This window comes from Flavobacterium micromati (genome assembly GCF_900129585.1).
GTDB lineage: Bacteria > Bacteroidota > Bacteroidia > Flavobacteriales > Flavobacteriaceae > Flavobacterium > Flavobacterium micromati.
On the sequence record NZ_FQWF01000007.1, the window covers coordinates 122,291 to 145,050 of the forward strand.

Sequence of the window (22,760 nt, forward strand, 5' to 3'; positions counted from 1 at the left end):
TTGAATTATTGAAAATAATTTTTAAAATCTTTGTCGGTAGATAAATCAATAAATCTGTCAATATCTTTATAGATGTTGACCAATTCTTTTAAGGAGTGTATTATTTTTTGATTATTAGAATATTCAAAGTTTTTAATGATTAAATTGTTTCCTTTTTTAATATATTCTAAAATGGCTTTTGTTTTTCCTATGGCAAATCCCTGTCCAGATGCAATTTGGAAAGCATCAAGTATCTCACAAATTTCTTTAAATGAAATTGCACCTGTATTGTTTAGCTCTTCACTTAATTTTTGCTGGATTATAATACTCATACTCAAATCGCTTTAAGTTTCACATTATTAATCATTGCATCGAGAGCGTAGAGAATGCAAACTTTGTCTTGTTCTGGAAATTTAGCAATGTCGTTTAACCGCTTCATCATAGAAGGATCTTTTAGAAGTTCTCTATCTTCTGTTTCTCCAAGCAAATAACCCACAGTCGTTTCTAAAACATCTGCCAGCTTCTTAACCACGTCAATAGTTGGTTTTACTTCATCACGCTCATACTTCCCAATAATAGAATGATGGGAGCTTATTCTACGAGCCAGTTCAGCTTGCGAGAACCCTTTAGCATCTCTGCCAGATTTTAATTTTTGTCCGAATGTGTTCATATTCTACGCATTTATGGTACTAAAACACCTTTAAATCATTGCTAATGCAAAAATACAGACAAAAAATGAGTTATAAAAATTATAAATATTTTGCTTAATGAAATAGATATTATATTCTTGTACCCGATCGTGCGGATTTGCAATCCCGATTGCGTGGAAATACAATAAACATCTCTGTTTGATAGCGGAATTACACACGAGCGATAGCCAACTTACATAGTAATCCGTGCACATAAAAAAAGGCAAATCACAATAAGACCAGTGCCAGTACTTATGTTTCAGATTCAGGGGTATTAAAAATCGGAAAAGTAGATTTTCCTATTATCGACCTCCTGAATTTGAATAATTTTAATACATCAATGAATATTGCAAGTAAAAAAATAGGAGGGGAATGTAAAAGTGGGTACGAAGTTGGGTTATGAAAGCTATCGGAATCGCACAGCAGCCAAGTTCTGATACCGTTTTGTTTTAAGAAGACTTTGTGTAGCTCGTTGCTAATACAGTCTCAACGCTTGAGAGCAACTTAATAGGGACGCTTCCAGCGTGACAAACTAAGTAAAATGGAATTAAAAAAGCTACGGCTGTCACCAATAGTGTTTTAAGAAGAGTAAAAAAGAAATTGGGTCTGATGTGATTTAGCCATAATTAATTCCACTAACCCCCGCCGCTGAAAAATTAAACAAGAATGCCGATGAAATAGCTGGCAAGGCCAGCAAGTATGCCACCAACATTGGGCAATTCTCTCGCATTCGTATCACTTTTCAAAACATTGGTGTAAACACCGATTTTAAATTGATCTCGGGCGAGATTATAGCGAGTTATGATCCAGACTGGAAAAGCATGGCTGATCTGGATGGCATTGTCAAAAATTTATTTGGTGATGCAGGTGAAGTTATCAATTATAATATACAGTTTCAAATAGCGACTGTTGTCAAAAATCCTGATGGTACAGTAACGGTAACAGGTACCAATGGCGCTTCATTTGTACAAGAAAAAACGCCGAATGACATTATTTTTACAGACAAAGATGGCAAACAATACACCGTTGCGGCCGATGCTCCAGCTGGGCCAATAGCGTCCTCTGGGCAACTCGCTCCTGGAGGAATTCCAACCTCTAAAAACACTAACGGAATGGGTTCTGGAGGCGTAGTCGCCGAAATTTCTTCGCCTGATGTGCGTGTTATTCTCACTAAAGGCAATGGAAAATATGCTTTTGATACCGCTCCCACCTCGCAAAATGGTAGTTTAAACAAAACCTATACAACCCTCCCTCAAAAAAGCGGCGGCACGTACAACGTTCCTCTCAAAGTCATTTCAGATAAGCCAAACTCGACTGATGTAATTGTAGCAACTGTAGATTTTAAAAACGGAAAAACTAAGAAAGATCTAGTATTCAAAACGCAAAATGGTACCGCCATAGACAGTACGCAAATTGTTTGGAACGGAAATATAGCAACTCTAACGCTGAAAAAAACACTAGATTTTGCCAAAGAAAGCATCATTGCTACAGTTCGCCCTGCTGTACCTAAAGATCCAAAGGAAGCAGCAAGTAAATATGATATCGCCGGTACTATTGATTTGTGGCATTTAACCAATAAAAAGGTTAATGTAACTTTAGTGAGTGTTAATGGGGCTACAATACCTGCAAATGCTCAAACAGAGTTAAATACCATTTATGAGCCTGCAGGAATAACTTTTAATGTAAGTACTACTGCAATAACCCTAGACAACATTTGGGGTGAAAGCATACAAACGAGCGAAAGCGGTTTATTAGCTACTTACACAGACGAACAGCAGCAAATAACCAACAACTTAAAACAAAAACTAGGAGCAGCTTACAAAAACGATACGTATTATATCATCTACACTGATACTCCTTCAAACAAATCGAACATACTAGGTTTTATGCCTCTAAAGCGACAGTATGGTTTCATATTTAATAAAAACAATATCGTACGCACCTTGGCACACGAACTAGGTCACGGTGTCTTTGGTTTAAAACATCCTTTTACAGAATACAACACCACTACAACAACTAATCTGTTAATGGATTATGGTACTGGTGTTGAACTAAGCCATAATGATTGGCAAGTGCTTCATGCGCCTGGTTTACAGCTGTATCCGTTTATTCAAGGGGATGATGCGGGTGAATTAGCTGGAGGATATGCAATTGCTCCTGATTGGAGTTTTGTGAGTAATGGAGATGAAAAGACAATAGCCAATATTGAAGCGGCACCAGAAGGATTCTTGGGTGGATTCATCGACATCAATGGAGTAAACTACAAATGGGATGGAAAAAATTATGTAAATCTAGATGGAGTATCTAATACAAAAGCAATTGTAAAAGAACCCGCATTAGGTTCCAAAATTTATTTGTTTTACAACAACAATGCCTCTTGTGGCAATAACAATTTTTTACGAAGCACCAATACCAAAGAACTTCAAGCAATCATAACCGCAAAAGTTAAATATCCCACAAAATTAGTTGCTTATATAAAACGTTTTAGTCAAGACAAGACCCTTAAAAGTAGAGGAAAAGACGAAAATAGAAGTACTTATTGGGGGGTTGTGGATTGTAACAGTAGAAATAATCAAAGTATTAACTGTCCTAATTTACCAACTGACATTAAGGAAATTACAGTTGATTACTTGGTAAATAATTTCTACGCCAGTAAAAGCGCAGCATGTTTAGAAAAAATAACCTTAGATAAAAGGAAGGAATTATTACAAAAAATGCTCAAAGAATGGGCTGTGACTAGTTGTGTTGAAAGCGAAAGTTATCCCAATATTAGAATAGGTAATTGCTATGAACCTTTAGTTTATAAACTTATTTTATCTACAAAAACTACCGATGAGAAAGCTATGTTAGATTGGCTTGTAAAAGAAAAAATAATCTTTCCATTATTAGACAAAACACAATTTCAAACCTTTGATGAAATTGCTAAAAAATTAGTTTCTTGGCAATTACGATACTATCCTGTAAGTTCTCAAAAAATTGTGGAATCAGTATTAGAAAACGAAGTTAAGAGAATTGAATACATAGATAACTTAGTAAGCGGTACTATTGAAACCAACTCTTTTGTTTTGAAAAGAGAGGCTTACGGGCAATGTAAAGAATGTATTCCCGTTGCCGAACAGATGATTGAAATTACAAATCCTCTAGATTATGTTTTGGTTCGTTTTAAAAACCAAACGATGGGCTATAAAGCTGGAAGTATTGCTAAAATGCCCGCATTGGCAGCGCTTTATCTTTTCAATAAAGACAGACGAGAACTAATCATATCATCATCTAAAACAATGTTTAATATTGCATTGTTTGCTGTTGGAGTTGGAGAATTACAAGCAGCTTACAAAACCTACCAAGCTTCCCGAACCCTATACGCTTCCTACATCGGGATAAAAGCACTTGGAGATGTAGGCATGTCTATCACAGATATTATTATAAATGATGCCTTAGTCAACGAATGGGCTACAACACCAGAAGGACAAAAACGTTTAGAACGATGGAATACGATAAACACTTATTACGCAATTGCAACAATTTCAGCAACAGCTGTAGATCTTGCCGTTCAAAAATTTGGTCGCCGCGTTATCAATAACTCAAACGAATTTGATACATTTGCGGATGAGCTGATGAGAGTGCAGGGGGCGGGGAAGTTGGCTCAAAGCCTTACTGGTGCTTTGAAAAACACCTATGATGATTTATTAAAAGCAGGGTATAAGGTTTCTGATGATGGTATTTCTATAATCTTTAAAAATGTAGATGATTTGCCAATCGCTAAAATTAGTGATGACGCACTTCATATTAAAATTCCAGATAATCATGGTGGTGGTGGATGGGCCAAACAGTCAAATACATCAAATGCCACAACCGCATTGAGTAAAATTAATAATGGCGACCCATTGTATAGAATTGGCACTTTAAATCATAGTGCAGCTGCAGAAGCTCAATATTGGTCTTTAGAAAACCCAGCAAATATAACAGACATAAAATTATTTGCTCAAAAATATGGTATTCCAGAAGCAAATTTAAAAAATGGCGACTTTTTTATTGAAATAGGAAAGCCAAAAGCAAATATCCCTAAAATCTCAAGAGAAGCACCAGGTGTTGGTGGTAATGTTGGGGGTAATATTGAAATCGTAGTTCCTGTAAGTGGGGTGAAATTAGAATCTTTTCATACAATTAAATTCTAAAATATGGATTGGATTAAAAAAATTATTGAAATTAAAGAGAAGCTTTCAGATAATGGCTATCGTAATTCTTTAGATAAAATAACAAATGCACAAATGATATTTGGTACAACAGGGGAGATGTATTTGGAAGTTATGAATGTGTTATTGATAATAAAACAAACAAATTTACCCGAATTAGTACTTATCGAAAAGGACATCGATGAATTGCTAAAATATGGAAATGATATTGGATACTTTGTTTTAGAGTAATTTTCGTTTTTCCAGCCCCAAATATCGCAAGCATTAGCAAAGCTTATGTTTGCAAATAAAATGTATCCAAAACGGATACTTTTTAGCTAAAAATAAGTTGTCAAATTGGATAAAAATAGTTTTTATTAAAATTTGAAAAACCTCTTTTAGTTATAAATACACCTAATAAGGTTCTTTCAATTATTTTTTCAAAGTGTAGCGATATTGTTCTGTAAATACTCTTTAAATCTCTTTTTTGACACAAAAGTTTCAATAAGTTTAAGGAGTATTCCTTTTTCTTCGCTGTCTAGTTCGTTTATCAGTTTTAGTTGTTCTAGCGTAGCCACATCTTCCATAGAAACCTCTGTGAGTACAGCGTTTTTGTCTCCCGCAGGCGCTCGTTTGCAACGAGTGCCTGCTTAACTTATAAAAACAAATCATAGCGTTTGTAACGCGGCTAACTAAAATAGGAGTACATTCAAGCAAGTAAACCCGATTGCGCGAATATTCAATAAATATTTTAGTTAGTTAGCGGGGATTTGCACACGAGCGATAGCGAACCGACCTAGTAATCCGTGCGCACAAAGAAAGGCAAATCACGATAAGAGAACTGCCAGTACTTATGTTTCAGATTCAGGGGTATTAAAAAGCGAAAAAAAAGATTTTCCCATTGTTGACGTCCTGAATTTAAATAGCTTTACTACATATAATGAATAGAGCAAGTAAAAAAGTAGGAACGGCATGTAAAAGTGGGTACCAAGTTGGGTTATGAAAGCTATGGAATCGCACAGCATCCAAGTTCTAAAGATTAGTTTAAAGGAAGACTTCGCATAGCTGGGGATTCTAAATATAATCTTTCAACAAATCATCAATTTCATTGTCAGAAATACTGTCTTTGTCGCCTTTGTTGTAGATAGAGAAAAGAAGCACTTGAGTACCTGTTACTTTTACAAACGACATTACCCTTGCACCGCCAGACTTACCTTTGTTTTTGGAAGCGATGGCCAGGCGTATTTTATAAATATTATTACCCATATCTGTACCCATAATAGGATTTTAGCTAGTTCGTCAAACAAATCTGATAGTTCTTGTTTAAGAGATGGGTATTTTTTAATTAGCTTTTTGGCTTCTTTTTTAAAGTTAGCAGAAAGCTCAACTTTATAACTCATTTAAGAAATCTTTGGCGGCGGTAGTTTTTAATTTTCCTTTTTTGAATAACTGTACCTCTTTAAGCCCTGTTTTTATGTTGTCTAAAATAGTTTCTTTTGAATCTTCATCAGTTTCTATTTTTTTAACGTAACTCAAGCTTCTTGTAAGTTCTAAAAAATGACTGTATTCGTTGTCTGTGATATAAACCGTTACGTGCCTCATTATTTTAATATTTAAATATTTTGCATAAAGAAAGTCTTGAAATTTAATTCACTCTTATTATTTATTAAATGTTCAGCTAAATTACTAAAAATATATAATTCTCCCAAATGGTTTTCCATCACAATGGCTCAGCTACATACAAATTATAGCTGCTAACCCCACCGGCGCTCGTTTGCAACGAGTGCCTACTTACTCATAAAAAAAATTTGAAGCGTTTGCAACACGGCTCATTACAGCAAGAGTAAATTTAAAACGATGCCGTTTTTTTGTGATGAAAATAAAGCGTCTCACTTAGCCGCGATGGCAGTGGCATCCTTGCTGGGCGGGGTTCGCCCAGCAAGATATAACGTACAGCGGGACAACTCGTGTGGCATGCAATGAGGTGCTGCTCCTACTAACAATAATAGAATTTGATACTACTGCAACACTTATAATGCAGTACATTATCAGCTATTATATCGCCTCAAACAATTTGCCTGGCAAGGGCCTGATAACACCTTTTAGCTCCATGTTCAACAGCATTCCTGAGATTTTGTAAATAGGAAAATCACAGCGCAAGGCTATGATATCCATCAATTCTTTACCGGTTTGCAGCAGGTAATCATACACTTTTTGCTCATCATTGTCTAGAGTGACAAACAATTGTTTTTGCACGGGTTTAGATTCTTTCTGGATATCCCAATTTAAGATATAAACCAAATCGGCGGCGCTGGTGAGTACATTTGCTTTTTGGGTTTTGATTAGATTGTTACAGCCTTGACTGTATTTATCGGTCACTCTACCTGGAACCGCAAATACATCGCGGTTGTAATCATTCGCCATATTTGCGGTAATCAACGAACCACCGCGATCAGCCGATTCAATCACTATAGTTGCTTCACTCATTCCTGCGACAATGCGGTTTCGTTTAACAAAATTTTCTTTGTCGGGATTTGCAGAACTCCAAAACTCGGTCATAAAACCACCGTTCTGCTCTACTTTAGCAACATATTTTTTATGGGTTTTCGGGTATATTTGGTTTAATCCGTGTGCTAATACGCCTATCGTTTGGAGATTGTGGTCCATAGCCAGTTGATGCGCCACAATATCAACTCCGTAAGCAAAACCACTAACGATTATGGGATCAAGCGGTGCCAACTCTTCGATTAATTTTCGACAAAACTCGGTACCGTATGAGGTAATCTGGCGCGTTCCTACTATGCTTATTATTCTTCTATTTTGTAACTTGATATTCCCTGAGGTGAATAATATTAGCGGTCCATCAATACAATGTTTCAGTCGTTCTGGATAATTTTCATCCTTAAAGTATGCTACATCAATAGCATTGTTTTTTATAAACTCTAGTTCCAAAGTTGCTTTTTCGAAAACGGACTTGTCTTTTAAATTTTTTAACAAAATAGATCCCACTCCATCAATTCCAGCAAGTTGGGAAGCCTTTGTATTAAAAACAGCTTCTGCCGAGCCAAAATGAGTAAGTAATTTTTTGGCCATAATGTCCCCTACTCCTTCAATTCTTTGCAAAGCCAATAAATAAAATAAGTCCTGTTCGTCCATGCTAAATATTTGAGTGTGAAATGTATAAATTTTTATGCGAATTGTTAATAAAAATTGTGAATAAAATTTTGATAACTATTTTGCTTGTCTAACTTTGTAAGTATGAAAATCGAACTCTACATCGCGCAGCTTTTATACCGTTATCAATGTGTAACTGTTCCGGGTTTCGGAGCTTTTTTGACCGAAATTCAGTCGGCTCAATTAAACGAAAGTTCAAATTCCTTTTTCCCTCCTAAAAAAAGAATTGTTTTCAACACTAATTTAAAAAACAATGATGGGCTTCTGGCTAATCACATCGCTTTGGCGGAGAAAACATCTTATGAATATGCCCTAAGCGCAATTCAATATGAAGTTTTTAATTGGAAAAAAACACTTGCCGAAAATGAAGTATTGTCGATAAAAAATGTTGGAGACCTTCGTTTAAATTCCGATAAAAATATTGTTTTCACACCAAATGATCAAGCAAACTATTTAACAAGTTCTTTTGGATTGGCTCCATTTGTATCGCCACTTGTAAAAAGAGAAATCTTCGAGAAAGAAATCGCGGCAATTGAAGAAAAAGCAACTATCACAATGATTCCCGAAGCGACCAAAACAGCAAAATCCTATTTAAAATATGCTGCTGTTTTTGTGTTAGGATTAGGAATTGCAGCAAGTGTTGGTTATCCAATGTACCAAAACCAAATCGCCTCAGAAACGATTCTGGTTGAAACTGCGGTTCAAAAACAAGTTCAAAATAAAATACAGCAAGCCACTTTTTTTATCGAAAGTCCTGTTCCTGCTGTAACCCTTTCAGTAAAGTCGCCAGCTCTAGCAAAAATGCCGTACCACATCATGGCGGGTGTTTATCGAGAAGAGAAAAACGCGAATAAAACTTTGCGCATTTTATCTGGTTTAGGATACAATGCCAAACGTATTGCTCCTAATAAAAATGGTTATTACCCAGTTTTATATGGAAGCTATACTACTTTTGCAGAAGCTGAAAAAGCCAAAAAAGAAATCAATGAAAAGCACAATCCCGATGCTTGGATCTTGATTCAATCCTTATAAAATTTTATTTTCCTACGATTTAATTATCCCCAAATAGTGCACTGCTATTTGGGGATTTTTTTTTAGGAGCTTGTTCCAGCTATTCGCTATATCTCTTTTAGCCTCGTTAAAAAACGAGGCTAAAAGAGGATGCCGCTTCTATCTGGGCTAGGAAATGGTGACCCGTAAGACATATTGCTTTTTTAAGGGGTTTCCCGATTGATTTGAGCTAAATACTACGACAATCACCATAAGATAAATAATGTTGCTTAAGAACGCTGTTTTGTGCACCGGGTGGCGAGTAGCTCAACTCTTGAGGATTTATTTATCCGATATAAAAAACGCGTTGCAAAAGTTAAGTTTTGTATTTTAAATGAAAGTAGGTAGTTATTGCAAATAAGCAGCAGAGGGGGTTTTAATAGGAATAAAGGAGTTTATCGAAATCTCAGGAACTAATAAATCTGAACTTAAGAATCATTAATCAAAAATCTACAATCACTTTTATTGATTTATCCTTAATTTAGAGCCATTGAAAAACAAAATAAAGAATTTAGACTAACTTTATTTCTCAAATTTAGATTTTAAATCCATTCTCTCATGAAGTATTCTAACCACTTCAATTTCATTATGGCCAATAATTCTAAAGAAAATAATATGATGATTGCTTTTAAATCCTAGTAAATCTTTAAGGACTGATTCATAAGATTTGCCAAAATTAGGATTGTTGGCTACTTCTTGGCAGGATTCTACTAATAATTTATAATATTTGTTAGCCTGCTTTTCTGACCATTCTTCATAAGTGTATTCCCAGATATCGGATAAATCTTCGACAGCTTTGTGCGTCAAAAAATACTTAGCTTTTTGCATTCTGCCTTTTTGATTGCAATCGTTCTAAATGCTTTTTTGGATCAAAGTCATTTGCAATACCGCTATCCAATCCTTCCTTAATTGCAGTTCTCAGCGCACTAATTTTATCTTCTTCTTCTTCAAGCATTCTCAGTCCAGCCCGAATAACTTCGCTGGCATTTTGAAACCGCCCTTTTGAAACACTTTTTTCTACAAATGCCTCGAAATAATTTCCTAAAGATATGGATGTATTCTTTCCCATGGTTCTAGATATTTTTAGCTAAAGTACCAAATTTTGGTAATTTATGCAAGTAGCGGAAAAAAATTATCACACGTTCAATCATTTGCCTACAATAAATATTCCCTGATCTATTATTATTTAAGCGGTTTGCCATTTTGAAAAACCACGTTGCAAATACAACATTTTTTTGGCTTCAAAGAAAATTGAGTATTCGTTTAAATCAATTATCAGAACAGACTTCTAGTAAAATCAACTTAAAATAGCCAAGGGCCCGCATGCCTTTTAATGTTGTAAAAACGATAAAAACCCATCTTATTTTACTTCAAAAAAAAAGGTTTTCTATTGGTCCCGACCATTCGGGACTTCCGAAAATCTTACGATAACTCCGTAGTGTTGACGGATTCTCAACCGGTTCTACTGGTTTGCCGCCGAGGATTCAACCGCGGGTTCGTTACTTCGCCCGTTCGCTGTCGCTCGGGTGTTCGTTCACCGCACCGAACAAACCGAACCGTTTGATATTAGCTGCTGGCGTTCTATTCATTCTGGTTTAAATCATTCCAAGTTGACCACTTCTTTTAATAAATATTGAACAAGTAATAATCCAAATAATAAATGTCCCTTCAATAATACGTTAATATAAACCTGCAAAATTTGTTAGAGGATCAGAAAATAATAAACCGACAAACAAAATACAAATTAATCCGCAAATGATAGCAAATTTTGATAGTCCGTACTGCTTTTTTGATTTTCGTAAACCGACACCAATAAATATAATGCTGATTGGAACAAATATGTAAGTCAATAAACCTGTTAAATTATGAATGACTTGCGAAACACTGGGATCAATTAATTCTTTATTACAGCCTTTGTCGCAAGGAAATAGTCCAACAATTATTGTAACAATTCCGTAAAAAATCCCAAGTCCGCAAAATCCAATTTTAGTCACATTAGATTTAGGAAACTTTTTAAGCGCTGCGAAACTAAATATTGTTAATAGTATTCCACTAGGAATGTACCCGAAAAATCTTAATACTTTTCCGTATGGTGTATCAATTGCCATTGTCTCACTTATGTATTGAGAAATTGGGTTATAATTTTCAAATTGAAAACCACCTAATAAGGAAGCCATACCAAAGAATGTCACACCAAGTATACCAGTCCAAAAAACTAATTTATTGCTCATAATTATTTTTTGTTTTTAGTATTTACCTGTGACTGTTGCACTAGATATTTTAGTTTTATCTTCTGCCTTTTTTACCTGTTTTATTTCTTCGCAAAATTTTCTTCTAAAAACTTAAATACTAAATCAAAATGTTTTAGTGGTTCTCCATGTCCACCTTCGATAACAATATGCTTGTTAGCATCTTTAAATTTGTTGGCTTTTAGGCGTTCTATAATTTTGTCGCAAATTTCTACACTGGGAATATGGTCGTCTTTGGTAGCAGATAAAAGTAAAATAGGTCCATTAATTTTTTCTACTTTAATTAATGCTTTTTCTTCTGCTATGCTGTCTTTTAACATAGCTGTAAATGTTCCTCGTAAATCATGTTTCATTAAAAAGGGTACCGCTTCATCATTAACAGGCACAAATGGAAGTTCCTTGTTATTAAATGTCCATGCAGAAGTAGAAAAATGATTGGTATGACCCGGGAAAGCCACATGACTAGGAACAATTGCTACCACACATTTGATGTCTCGATAGTAACTTCCTATTAGAAGTGCTAAATCTCCGCCTCTTGAGCCGCCTACGATTGCAATTTTCTTTTTATTGATATTAGCGTTTTTAGTAGCTAATACTATTGCATTATGTACACTCTCAATGGAAATTTTGTTTAATGTATCGGGCGTTCCTTTTGCTTTAAAGTAACCAATTGCTAAAAAGGCGTAGCCTTTTTCAATAAATTGGTCTCTTGTTTTTTTCCAATAATCGCTGGTCCAAGCATTGCCTCCTTCCGAGCCGCCAAGTCCAACAATTAAAGGTTGATTTTTACCGTTTCCAAGATATAATTTACTCTCAACATTTGGCGTTGTTAATGTTATTTGAGAAAATGAGTTGGACGAGATAACTAGAAATAGCCCAAAAATAATGTGTCTTAAATTTTGCATTTCGATTGTTTTTATATTTTGAAATCCAAAGTTGAGATTTTAAATTCTTATAACTTTTGACCTATATCAAAAAATCACTTTTCGGCTCTAATTCTGCTTAATGTTTCTTGTGTAATACCTAAATAAGTTGCTACCATTCCCAGCGGAATACGAGGATAAATGTCTTGATAAGTTGAGCGAAAATGGTCGTATTTTTCTTTAGCAGTTGTAAATCTTAAAGATGTTATCCTTTCTAGTAAATGTCCAAAAACCGTACCCATAGATAACCTAGCATAGCGTTCCATTTCTGGAAAATTATCAAATAGATAGACTAAATCATTTACATGTAGGCAAAAACATTCTGTGTCTTCTAAAGCATCAATATAATAAATGTCTTTCTGTCTTGTTCTGAAACTCCTTGGTGAATTGCACCATTCGTTTTCTGCGGAGAAATATTCGCTTATCTGTTTTCCGTCTTTGATAAAGTATGCTGCTCCCCAAAAAACGTACAACTTTTTGTGTGAATTTAAGATAGGATTAAAAACCTTAAATTAGCAGAATTATGTCAAGAACAAGAAGAGTATTTGGAAAAGATTTTAAAGCAAAAGTTGTTTTAGAAGCGTTAAAAGAGAAAGAAACATTGGAGGTTTTAGCCAAGAAATATGAGCTTTTACCCACCCAGATTTCTAGTTGGAAAGCCGAGGCAATTAAAAATATTTCGGCAGTTTTCAGTCACGAGAAAGAGATAGTGAAAAAAGAAGAAATTCCAGCCGAAAAGCTATTTGCGAGAATCGGACAACTTACGTTAGAGAATGATTTTTTAAAAAAAAAGTTGAGCTAATGCCGATGACTGAAAGACAAAAAATGGTCGATTCTAACGAAAAAATGAGTCTAACGAAGCAATGTAAATTATTGAAGGTCAATCGTAATTCTTTATATTTTTTACCTAAAGGTGAAAACAATGAAAATATAGCAATTATTGAATTATTGAAAGAGCAATACACCGCAACTCCTTTTTATGGGTATCGCAAGATGGCTTTTTGGCTTGAAAACTGCGGTTTTGCTGTCAATGAAAAGCGAGTCCGACGCTTAATGAAATTGGTGAACTGGCAAACGATTTACAGAGAACCACGCACCACAATTGCTATTAAAGAACATAAAAAATACCCATATTTACTCAAAGGGTTAGCAATTACAAAGAAGAATCAAGTTTGGGCGACTGACATAACATACATCCCTATGAATAAAGGATTTATGTATTTATGTGCGATAATCGATTTGCGGACTCGCTATGTCTTGGGTTGGGATATAAGCAATACTATGACAGCAGAATGGTGTACAGGAGTTCTTCAAGAGGCGATTACTAAACACGGCATGCCAGAAATATTTAACACCGATCAAGGAAGTCAATATACAAGTGAAATACACACTAAGTTGCTGATTGATAATGATATAAAAATATCAATGGATGGAAAAGGACGAGCAATAGATAATATTTTTATCGAACGATTATGGCGTACAGTAAAATATGAAAACGTATATTTACAGGCCTATGAGTCTACTTTAAACTTGTATCACGGTCTGAAAAAATACTTTGAGTTTTACAATAACGAGCGTTTCCATCAATCGTTAGACTATCAAACACCAGGAGAAATGTACAGCAAAACAGAAGTGGCATAAAATCGGAATAACTTTTTTGACCAATGGCTTCGCCGGTCAAAAGTTATTTCCGATTTTAGCCTAGAAAATAGAAATGAAAACTTAAAAAACTATCTTAAGTTTCTAAAAAAGTTGCATCGCGAATAGGTCGCAGCATAAAGTAAGTTCGCAAAAGTCCCTTTTGGATAAAGTAACTCTTAATGCAGATTGTGTCAGCATTATGCACAAGTTCACCCTTTTTAAAAGTCTTAAACGAAATTCTTTTAATAAGTTCACTTTTTAAAGTGTCGCTTAGTTTTATATACTTTTCAAAGTGTCTGAATATTTCGTCTGTCTGTTCGATAATGTGTCTATTTATTATTGATTATGCGGTGCGGTAAGTTTGAAATTAACGTCAGTTCGTCTAAAAATCTCCAAAGTTTGCAAAACCCGCTAACTATTTGTTAATATATTTAATTTGTCGTAGAATAAAAAAGGATTTTATAAAATAGTCCGTAATTGATCGTAATTAATTTGAAGCCGTAAAAAAAGAGTTAATATAATTTGGATAAACCCAGTTGAAATAGGCACGGTGCCGAAACTTCAGGAGCAAATTCGAGCGGTCGGAGGTTAGCGCTTGGTAAATATGGCGATCTTTACCACAAATGTTTAAGCGGAGAAACAATGTTTGATTAACAACAAATATTTCTACCTAGCATTGAATCGCCATTTTAGCTTAACTGCTGTTAGCAATAGTGCCTTCATGCGTCAATATTACTGTCCAAATGGTTTTATTTTTTTTCCGCAAGTTTTTGCTTAATATATGCTTTCAATTCGTCAAAAGTCATATTTTGAGTTTCAGAGCTAATTTTATCTCTGATATCTCTCATCATTTTTACAGCGTCAAACTGTTTTTCTTTTTTAGTCGTTTCCATAATTTACTAAGTCTTTAGGGCTTCTAATTTCAATCATTGAATATCCAAGCCGTAAGTTCACAGAATTGTAACCCTTAATTCTGTCAAGGTTAACGATATGTTTAAAATTCCAACTTACTAAAAATTAACTATTTATTTTCGATCTGTTTATCGTAAATCATTTGGCAAACTTTATCCATTGCCTTAAAAATTGCAATATCAATATTGGGAGAATTTGTAATTCTAGTTAGAGTAACAACAGCATCAAATAGTAATTCATTTTCATTACGATGAATCCGTTCAATGAAATTTACTTTATTACTTCCTTTTTGAGATTCTGAAATGATTATCTCTTCAGTAGTTAGATCTGTTGCGAATAAGAGTGTCTTTTTCATGTCTTTAAAATGTTTTATGTCTTTAATGTAAATGGCACCGGCCATTTAAATTGGTTGTTTTCTTTTTACATCTACTTCCCTTCATTGTTGTTCCTAAACATTGACTTGAAGTGACTAGTGACCTATTCGTTGTGTTTTTGTCACAACAATTAGTTCCAACTCTCCTGTTATGTATTTTACAAGTACAACTATTCGACTTACTTCGATTGCATTGTTGGCAAAGTAACTGCATATTTGAGACATCACTATTTCCTCCACATGAAAATGGTGTGATGTGATCATATTCTAATTTTAAAGAGCTTCCGCAGCAGTTACAAATGCCACCATCCCTTGAGAATACAATTTTTTTTGTTGTTTCAGAGACATATCGGCTCTGTGAAAAACATGAAATACTGATAAAGAGGAATGCTGAGAATAAGAATATTTTTCTCATTGTTCTACTCTGGTTTTTAAGTTTGGTTTGGTTAACTTTTTGTTCATTATGTTTACTTCGTTTGTCACTAACTCACAAATAGCCGCTACTTTATAGAGCATGGCATTCACTACAAGGTAGATTGGCGAATGTTTGTATCGCTTTTTTTATTTTCAAATATAATTAAATATTCTTACAAATATATTCCTTTTACATCGAAAAAATATATTTGTAAAACCCTCAACATTTTAATTCAAACTCGCTTTATACATCCTCGCTTCTTCCCAAGAGAATTTTTGTCCGTGTTTTTCCATCAACGCATTGAGCGATTCTTCACCGTAACCTGCAAAAGCGGCAGCCAGATCCTGCAGTTTATTTTGAGGTAAAACCTCCGCAATTGCTACAGCCTTAGTTTGAATCAACTTTACAAAATGGCTGTAAATGGTTTGTGTGGTTAAAACTCGAATGGTGGCAATGTCAGCAATAGATTTCTTTTCGACCCACAGCTCGTATGTTTCCTGAACAGTTGATTTTTTTGGTGTTGCTACTTTCTTCTTTTTCGAAGTGTAACGCTCTACATCTTTGTCGTCATCAATCAAGGTGACATTTAATTCTTTGAACTGCTTCTGAATCGCCTCCGCTTTTCGGCTGATGTATGATTTTATTTCTGTGGAGGTTAATTTTTCTTTTGAAATGGTTTCTCCAGCAACTACCGTTTCTATCAATAATTTGGCTTTCATCAATTGCAAAACGGCTTTGGTTTGCAGTTCTTCCAGCACAATTAATTCTTCATAAAATCCTTTTGCTTTTTTGCTACGCTTTACTTCCTCAATTTTCCAAAGAAGTTCAAATACGAGTTCGTCCAACGGTTTCAGGAAATAACTGAAAGCCGCTTGAATACGTTCGGAAATATGATTCAAATCCACTGTTTCCTGAGAAAAGAGTTTGTTTAATTGCGCAATAAACTTTTTGGATGGATCCAAAAGCTGATCGATAATTTCCGCTTGCTTTTTCGCCCAAAGCGCATGTTTTGACTTTTCAGAAATTTCTGAATTTTGATTATAACTGAATCTATGATTGCGCCATTCTTGTGCTAACTCATTCCAATCAAAGGTGTTGATCAAATAGTTGTGTATGAAATTTTTGGTTTCAAAGTGTAAAGCGTTGGCTAAAATAGCGTCAGTTGCTTTATTAAGCGAATAATCCATCACGTCTTGATCATTCGAAATACCATTCATTCGAAGCGGAGATAGCAAAATAAGCCCTTCTAATGAACGTAAACGCGATAAAGCGACGTATGCTTGTCCTGGTAGAAAAACTTGCGAAACATCGAGTGCTGCTTTATCAAACGTCAAGCCTTGACTCTTGTGTACAGTAATCGCCCAAGCTAATTTAATGGGATAATGCACAAAAGTCCCTAAAACCTCCTCTTCTATTTCCTTAGTGGTTTCGTCTACTTTATATCGGATATTTTGCCATTCGTATTTTTCAACTTCTATGGTTTTGTTTTCTTCAGGGAAGTAAACTAAGATTTCTTTGCTGGCAAGTGATTTGACGACACCCATTTTTCCGTTGAAATAATGCTTATCAAAAGACAGATCGTTTTTGACAAACATAACCTGTGCGCCTACTTTTAGTTTCAACTCTTGTTCCACGGGGAAAATTTTGTCTGGAAAATCGCCTGTTATTTCTGGATTGTAAACTACTAACTTCCCTTCAAGATCTTCCAACGCTTGCGCATTCATCGAATCGGCTTTGTTGTTGTGCGTTGTCAATGTAATATAGCCCTTGTTTGCTTTTAAATCAAAATCAGGTTTAACATATTTGTTTAGGGTTTGTATATCCTGCGGCGAAATCTGATTGTTTCGCAAATTATTCAAAACGGCGATAAATGTATCGTCTGTTTGACGGAAAATCTTAGATAATTCAATGTACAAAGGTGGATTTTGCTGCACTACATGCGAATGAAAAAAGAATTTTCCTTTGTAATACGCTTTTAATGTTCTCCACTCCTCATCTCGAATTACCGGTGGCAATTGCAATAAATCGCCAATATACAGCACTTGCACTCCACCAAAAGCGGTGTTTTTTTTACGGACAGATTGCATCATGTAATCCATAGCGTCCAGTAAATCAGCGCGTAACATACTGACTTCGTCAATAATTAGCAATTCCATATTGCGAATTACTGATTTTTTCAAACCGCTCATTCTGAAATGCCTACGCAGGGTAGCTTTGGTTTCAAACTTGGTGCTATCAGAAAATTGAGGTGATGAATTATCAGGAATAAATCCGCCAAATGGCAATTGAAACATCGAGTGAATCGTGACTCCGCCCGCATTAAGAGCGGCAATACCTGTAGGGGCAACAACTACGGTGTTCTTGTGCGTAGTTTGAATAATTTCGCGTAACAGTGTCGTTTTCCCTGTGCCTGCTTTTCCGGTCAGGAATACAGATCTATGGGTTTGATTGATAAATCGTAAGGTGTAAGCGGCGGCTTCTGAAATAGTTTGCATTAGGCGTGTATATTTAAAGCTAAAGTATTGAATTTTAGGACTACTAGTTTAAGTTTTAAAAAATATTTGTAACTAAAATCAGTGTTATTTCTACCTCGATAGTAACGGAAATCCCCGAGTTTTGGCAAGTGATTTTTTTCTAACCAGAAAAGAACTACTGGAGAAAGCTCCTTTTACGGTGTAAAAAAAACAGTTGCTAACCGACAGATTACTGCACTATGCTTTCATTTTAATTAGTGTTCAGTGAACTACGTTCAAAGCGTCCCTAAACTTAGGGAAGGGGAAATAGCTTCAAAAAAAATGCCTTCAATCTAATAGTAGATGAAGGCTTTTCTTTTCAATTTCTAGAATTAATCTATTTTTTAACTTCTGCTTTTTCTTCTGTTTTGGCAGGTGCTTTATATTTGTCGTTCAACGCTTTGATTATTTCTTTTGTGATATCAAATTTGTCTTCAGCGTATAAAATGGAAGCTGCATCGCCTGTACCGTAGATATATGCGTATCCTTTCTCTTTACCATAAGCTTTGATGAATTTTTTAACGCCGGAAACTAATGAATCCATTTCTTTTCCACTTTCTTGTTGTAATTCCTGAGACAATGATTGCTGTGCGTAACCTAATTGCTGTTCTCTTTTTTGCAGTTCGGCTCCTTTTTGTTGTGCCCAAGTTTGTCCATTTGCTTGTGCTTGCGATTGAAAGTTTGCCGCTTCTTGTTTAAAACGATTGATTTCAGCTTCTAACTGTCTGCCTTTTTCTTCAGCCTTTGTTTTGTATTTTGCTTCAAGATCTTTTGCCTCTGTATATTCTTTCATTAATTCAGAAGTGTCAACGTAAGCTGTTTTTACTTCCTTAACTGCTTCGGCCGGTTTGTTACAAGAAACAAGTGAAATTGATAATGCGAAAAGTACTATTGCTATTTTGGTCATATTTTTATTATTTCTTTTTTGGTAATCGTTAATTGATGTTTTCATTTTGGTGAATTTGTAGTTTTTAAGTATTGATGACAAAAATATAAAAAAATAGATAGCATTGACAAAAAGTTGTAAAAATGCTATTTATTTTATCATATAGGAATTTGTTATGGCAATTGGTTTGTATATAATTTAAGACTATCAAAAATGGCTTGCATATCTTTTAATTAAAGAATTTCTTTAAAAAAGTCATCATTGAAGTTAAGGCGGTTAAAAATCGTCGTTTAAATGCGCTTAAAATGATTTTTAGTTGTTTTTTAAGACGTAGATGTGTGATGAATACTCGAAATTTTCTTTTGCCTTCCAATTTGATTGCAATCCTACGAAAAATGCTTTAATGAAATTCATTTTTCCTGTTTTGTATTTTTCAGAAAGTAAGCTTACATAGAACGAATCAAATTTCATAGGAAGTACTTTTTCTATAACCATTTCTTCTTTTCCAAAAATCTTTTTTATGGCTGTTTTAGAAAAATGCCAAAAATGAATGGGCACATCATACGCGGCCCAAAATTTTCCGTAATGTTTCGCGTCGAAAGATTTAAAATTTGGAACTGCTATAATAAGCGTTCCGTTTGGTTTTAATAATCGCTTTAATTCTGCGATTTGGTTTTCTAAATTGGGAACATGTTCAAAAACATGCCACATAGAAATTATGTCAAATGAGTGATTTTCTAATTCGCTTGTTGCTTCCACAAAAGAAACGCCCTTCTTTTTTGCAATAGCTTTTGCTTTATCGCTTGGCTCTACTCCTACAGTTATCCAACCGTTTTCTTTTGCTACTAATAAAAAATCTCCAGTTCCAGCACCAATGTCTAAAATTCTACCTTTATTAGGTTGGAGTGAATTAATTAAATTCAATTTATTTTTCAGCGCTATGCTTTTTACAAATTGGTAGGCTTTTTCAAATAAAGATCTTTTGCTATCTGTGTGCGAAATGTAATCGACACTTTCGTAATACTTTCCTAAATTTTCTAAACTGGGTTGCGGAGATGTAATCAGCATGTCCAATTCTGTGTCGTGATACAAATCAAATGTTTCTTGGGAAACAGAATAATCTTTGACGGTTAAAAAATACTTTTTATTTGAAATGTCCATTTTGTAATTATTGGTATTTTAGTTTGTTTTTATAACAAACCCTAAAAATGAAACTGTCACTTTTAGGGCTTGATGTTTTTATTTTTTTTTATATTTAGCGCTTCTAATTTATTTTAACCGCCGATATTTTCTAATTTCAATTTTCATTTCGTTCCAAATTAAAAATCCATCTTTAAGACAAAACAACAAGGAAAATTTATATTGCTCTTTATTTTGCCTTACATCATTTAGATGATCTACAACCCATCCATTCAAACGGTTTCAATTCTTTATTAGTTCTTCCATCAATTCAGAACCTTTGCCACTTGCTCGACTGTTTTTATTTCTAAGTATTTCAAACCAATCTTCATCAATTTTTTAAAAAAGTAAACGCACATCTTTAAATTTTGTTTACGTCCTCAATCAGTAAAGAATGTTTTTTATTGGATAAGTTTGTTAAATCCAAATCGAAACCATTAATTGTATTATAACTTAATATCCCTGGATCTTCAGTATTTGAAAGTTGACATAATTCCTCTTTCTCTTTAAAAACAGAATTCCTTACTGTTTTCAACACCTCACAAAATAGTTTCACGTGGAACAAAACGATTGCAGATTTTTGATTACGGATTTTTGATTACGGATTTTTGATTGCGGATTTTTGATTACAGATCTAAATCAAAAATCGTTAATCTTACAGCTGCAGCCTTAAACATTACCTTCCCATATAAATCAACAACACCGATACATCACTTGGTGATACACCGCTTATTCTCGATGCTTGCGAAATAGTAACTGGTCGGATCTTGCTTAGTTTTTGTTTTGCTTCTATCGACATTGATTTGATTTTTTCATAATCAAAATTTTCTGGGATTTTCACATCTTCGAGACGGAGCAATTTGTCAGCATTATTTCTCTCTTTTTCGATGTAACCAGAATACTTTACCTGAATTTCAGCTTGCTCTAAAATTTCTTGATCCACTTGATTATTTGCAACATAATCAGCTACCTTTTCAAACTTCATTATGTCTTCCAGATCAATTTGCGGACGAGAGAATACTTTAAACATTTTATCCCCTTGCGTGATTAACGCCGTAGCTTTTGATTCCAATATCGGATTTGCTTCAGCAACAGAAACACTTGTTTCTTTGAAGAAAGCAACCATTTTTTCAGATTCATTTAGTTTATGCTCCATTCTACGCAAACGCTTTTCTGATGCTAAACCTATTTCATGCGACATAGGTGTCAATCTAAAGTCGGCATTATCTTGACGCAATAACGTTCTATATTCTGCACGCGAAGTAAACATTCTATATGGCTCATCAGTACCTTTTGTAATTAAATCGTCTATCAATACACCAATATATGCTTCATCCCTTTTTAAAATTAACGGCGCTTTTTCATGCACTTTTAAATGCGCATTGATACCAGCCATCAATCCTTGCGATGCCGCTTCTTCGTAACCAGTAGTTCCATTTATTTGCCCAGCAAAATACAAACCTTCAACTAATTTGGTTTCCAAAGTATGTCTTAATTGTGTTGGTGGAAAGTAATCGTATTCGATTGCATAACCAGGTCTAAAAAATTTCACCTTTTCAAAACCCACCACCGAACTCAATGCTTTAAATTGAATATCCTCTGGCAGCGAAGTCGAGAATCCATTGACATAAACCTCGCATGTATTCCAACCTTCTGGTTCAATAAATAATTGATGTCTTTCCTTATCGGCAAAGCGATTTATTTTATCCTCAATTGATGGGCAATATCGCGGACCTAAACTTTTAATCCGACCATTGAACATTGGCGAACGATCAAAACCTTCCCGCAATATATCGTGAACGTCGAGAGAAGTGTAGGTCATGTGACAAGATCTTTGATGAACTAACGGCGAAGTCACATCGGAGTACGAAAACTTGTCTGGCTTAGCATCTCCTTTTTCTTCGTTCATTTTAGAATAATCCAAAGAACGTCCATCGACTCTTGGGGGCGTTCCTGTTTTCATTCTTCCGGCCTCAAAACCTGCAGCCAATAAATCTTCAGTAACGCCATGCGATGCACTCTCGCCTGCTCTTCCTCCACCAAATTGCTTTTCACCAATATGGATCAAACCATTGAGGAATGTTCCATTAGTTAGCACCACCGCTTTTGCGCGAATTTCAAGTCCGAGCGACGTTCGTATCCCTTTTATCCTGCCATTTTCGATTATCAAACCCTTTACCATTTCCTGATAAAAATCAAGATTCGGAGTTCCTTCAAGCATCATTCTCCATTCTTCAGCAAAACGCATACGATCACTTTGAACTCTTGGAGACCACATTGCAGGTCCTTTGGATTTATTAAGCATCTTAAACTGGATTGCCGTCCTATCTGAAACAATTCCAGAATAACCTCCAAGCGCATCGATTTCTCGAACTATTTGTCCTTTTGCAATACCTCCCATAGCAGGATTGCACGACATCTGCGCAATGTTCTGCAAGCTCATTGTTACCAATAAAGTTTTGGAACCCAAATTTGCAGCAGCAGCAGCAGCCTCAGAACCGGCATGACCTGCGCCAACAACAATTACATCATATTCATCTACAAACATCTTTTGTAAAGTTTAGCCCTACTTACGGGTTCTAATTATAAAATCTATCTTTTGTTC

At 34.9% G+C, this 22,760-nt stretch carries 22 protein-coding genes; 5 read left to right on the forward strand and 17 right to left on the reverse strand.

The window, feature by feature from the left end; translation table 11 throughout:
• Positions 1 to 5: 5 nt before the first annotated feature.
• Both BUB42_RS08990 and BUB42_RS08995 read right to left on the reverse strand, forming a co-directional pair.
• Positions 6 to 311: a hypothetical protein gene (locus tag BUB42_RS08990; RefSeq protein ID WP_073019364.1), complete on the reverse strand. Its 306-nt coding sequence runs from the start codon at positions 309 to 311 to the stop codon at positions 6 to 8.
• A 2-nt stretch (positions 312 to 313) separates the two neighbouring features.
• On the reverse strand, positions 314 to 649 hold the full coding sequence (locus BUB42_RS08995; protein WP_073019365.1) for a helix-turn-helix domain-containing protein: 336 nt from the start codon (positions 647 to 649) through the stop codon (positions 314 to 316).
• A 792-nt stretch (positions 650 to 1,441) separates the two neighbouring features.
• Between BUB42_RS08995 and BUB42_RS09000 the strand changes: the two genes are divergently transcribed.
• Together BUB42_RS09000 and BUB42_RS09005 are read left to right on the forward strand one after the other, a co-directional pair.
• Positions 1,442 to 4,843, forward strand: coding sequence for a hypothetical protein (locus BUB42_RS09000; protein ID WP_073019367.1), 3,402 nt, complete (start codon positions 1,442 to 1,444; stop codon positions 4,841 to 4,843).
• A 3-nt stretch (positions 4,844 to 4,846) separates the two neighbouring features.
• Entirely contained in the window at positions 4,847 to 5,092 is a 246-nt protein-coding gene (locus tag BUB42_RS09005) for a hypothetical protein (protein WP_073019369.1), read from the forward strand.
• A gap of 822 nt (positions 5,093 to 5,914) precedes the next feature.
• Here BUB42_RS09005 and BUB42_RS16735 read toward each other — a convergent pair.
• The 3 genes from BUB42_RS16735 to dprA form a co-directional block, all read right to left on the reverse strand.
• Positions 5,915 to 6,118 carry a type II toxin-antitoxin system RelE/ParE family toxin gene (locus BUB42_RS16735; RefSeq protein WP_244533910.1) on the reverse strand — a complete coding sequence of 68 codons (204 nt, stop codon included), beginning with the start codon at positions 6,116 to 6,118 and terminating at the stop codon, positions 5,915 to 5,917.
• 111 nt (positions 6,119 to 6,229) lie between these two features.
• Positions 6,230 to 6,442: a hypothetical protein gene (locus BUB42_RS09015; protein ID WP_073019371.1), complete on the reverse strand. Its 213-nt coding sequence runs from the start codon at positions 6,440 to 6,442 to the stop codon at positions 6,230 to 6,232.
• 453 nt (positions 6,443 to 6,895) lie between these two features.
• Positions 6,896 to 7,996, reverse strand: coding sequence for a DNA-processing protein DprA (gene dprA / locus BUB42_RS09020; RefSeq protein ID WP_073019373.1), 1,101 nt, complete (start codon positions 7,994 to 7,996; stop codon positions 6,896 to 6,898).
• A gap of 102 nt (positions 7,997 to 8,098) precedes the next feature.
• Between dprA and BUB42_RS09025 the strand changes: the two genes are divergently transcribed.
• Positions 8,099 to 9,046 carry an HU domain-containing protein gene (locus tag BUB42_RS09025; RefSeq protein ID WP_073019375.1) on the forward strand — a complete coding sequence of 316 codons (948 nt, stop codon included), beginning with the start codon at positions 8,099 to 8,101 and terminating at the stop codon, positions 9,044 to 9,046.
• A gap of 540 nt (positions 9,047 to 9,586) precedes the next feature.
• Here BUB42_RS09025 and BUB42_RS09030 read toward each other — a convergent pair.
• From BUB42_RS09030 to BUB42_RS09050, 5 genes are all read right to left on the reverse strand, one after another.
• A complete protein-coding gene (locus tag BUB42_RS09030) occupies positions 9,587 to 9,892 on the reverse strand; it encodes a type II toxin-antitoxin system RelE/ParE family toxin (protein WP_073019377.1) in 306 nt (101 codons plus the stop codon).
• Positions 9,879 to 10,133, reverse strand: coding sequence for a type II toxin-antitoxin system ParD family antitoxin (locus BUB42_RS09035; RefSeq protein ID WP_073019379.1), 255 nt, complete (start codon positions 10,131 to 10,133; stop codon positions 9,879 to 9,881). The genes BUB42_RS09030 and BUB42_RS09035 overlap by 14 nt, the downstream gene beginning before the upstream one ends.
• 610 nt (positions 10,134 to 10,743) lie before the next feature.
• Positions 10,744 to 11,295: a DUF998 domain-containing protein gene (locus BUB42_RS09040; protein ID WP_084118311.1), complete on the reverse strand. Its 552-nt coding sequence runs from the start codon at positions 11,293 to 11,295 to the stop codon at positions 10,744 to 10,746.
• Between the two features lie 80 nt (positions 11,296 to 11,375).
• Positions 11,376 to 12,218: an acyl-CoA thioester hydrolase/BAAT C-terminal domain-containing protein gene (locus BUB42_RS09045; RefSeq protein WP_073019382.1), complete on the reverse strand. Its 843-nt coding sequence runs from the start codon at positions 12,216 to 12,218 to the stop codon at positions 11,376 to 11,378.
• Between the two features lie 74 nt (positions 12,219 to 12,292).
• On the reverse strand, positions 12,293 to 12,709 hold the full coding sequence (locus tag BUB42_RS09050; RefSeq protein ID WP_073019384.1) for a Crp/Fnr family transcriptional regulator: 417 nt from the start codon (positions 12,707 to 12,709) through the stop codon (positions 12,293 to 12,295).
• Between the two features lie 50 nt (positions 12,710 to 12,759).
• Between BUB42_RS09050 and BUB42_RS09055 the strand changes: the two genes are divergently transcribed.
• Together BUB42_RS09055 and BUB42_RS09060 are read left to right on the forward strand one after the other, a co-directional pair.
• Positions 12,760 to 13,038 carry a transposase gene (locus tag BUB42_RS09055; protein ID WP_073019386.1) on the forward strand — a complete coding sequence of 93 codons (279 nt, stop codon included), beginning with the start codon at positions 12,760 to 12,762 and terminating at the stop codon, positions 13,036 to 13,038.
• 23 nt (positions 13,039 to 13,061) lie between these two features.
• The gene (locus BUB42_RS09060) at positions 13,062 to 13,877 is read left to right on the forward strand and encodes an IS3 family transposase (protein ID WP_073019532.1); all 816 of its coding nucleotides are present in this window, start codon (positions 13,062 to 13,064) and stop codon (positions 13,875 to 13,877) included.
• 749 nt (positions 13,878 to 14,626) lie between these two features.
• Here BUB42_RS09060 and BUB42_RS16400 read toward each other — a convergent pair.
• The 7 genes from BUB42_RS16400 to mnmG form a co-directional block, all read right to left on the reverse strand.
• Positions 14,627 to 14,770, reverse strand: coding sequence for a hypothetical protein (locus BUB42_RS16400; protein WP_170857205.1), 144 nt, complete (start codon positions 14,768 to 14,770; stop codon positions 14,627 to 14,629).
• A 128-nt stretch (positions 14,771 to 14,898) separates the two neighbouring features.
• Positions 14,899 to 15,144, reverse strand: a complete 246-nt coding sequence (locus BUB42_RS09065) for a hypothetical protein (protein ID WP_073019396.1) — start codon at positions 15,142 to 15,144, stop codon at positions 14,899 to 14,901.
• Positions 15,145 to 15,166: 22 nt separating this feature from the next.
• Complete coding sequence (locus tag BUB42_RS16920; RefSeq protein WP_073019397.1) at positions 15,167 to 15,577, reverse strand: HNH endonuclease; 411 nt, start codon at positions 15,575 to 15,577, stop codon at positions 15,167 to 15,169.
• Positions 15,578 to 15,804: 227 nt separating this feature from the next.
• Positions 15,805 to 18,072 (reverse strand): helix-turn-helix domain-containing protein, encoded by a 2,268-nt coding sequence (locus BUB42_RS09075; protein ID WP_073019398.1) that lies wholly within the window; start codon positions 18,070 to 18,072, stop codon positions 15,805 to 15,807.
• A gap of 355 nt (positions 18,073 to 18,427) precedes the next feature.
• Positions 18,428 to 18,997 (reverse strand): OmpH/Skp family outer membrane protein, encoded by a 570-nt coding sequence (locus tag BUB42_RS09080; protein ID WP_073019534.1) that lies wholly within the window; start codon positions 18,995 to 18,997, stop codon positions 18,428 to 18,430.
• A gap of 291 nt (positions 18,998 to 19,288) precedes the next feature.
• Positions 19,289 to 20,137 carry a class I SAM-dependent methyltransferase gene (locus BUB42_RS09085; RefSeq protein ID WP_073019399.1) on the reverse strand — a complete coding sequence of 283 codons (849 nt, stop codon included), beginning with the start codon at positions 20,135 to 20,137 and terminating at the stop codon, positions 19,289 to 19,291.
• 694 nt (positions 20,138 to 20,831) lie between these two features.
• Positions 20,832 to 22,703, reverse strand: coding sequence for a tRNA uridine-5-carboxymethylaminomethyl(34) synthesis enzyme MnmG (gene mnmG, locus BUB42_RS09090; protein WP_073019401.1), 1,872 nt, complete (start codon positions 22,701 to 22,703; stop codon positions 20,832 to 20,834).
• Positions 22,704 to 22,760: the final 57 nt, after the last annotated feature.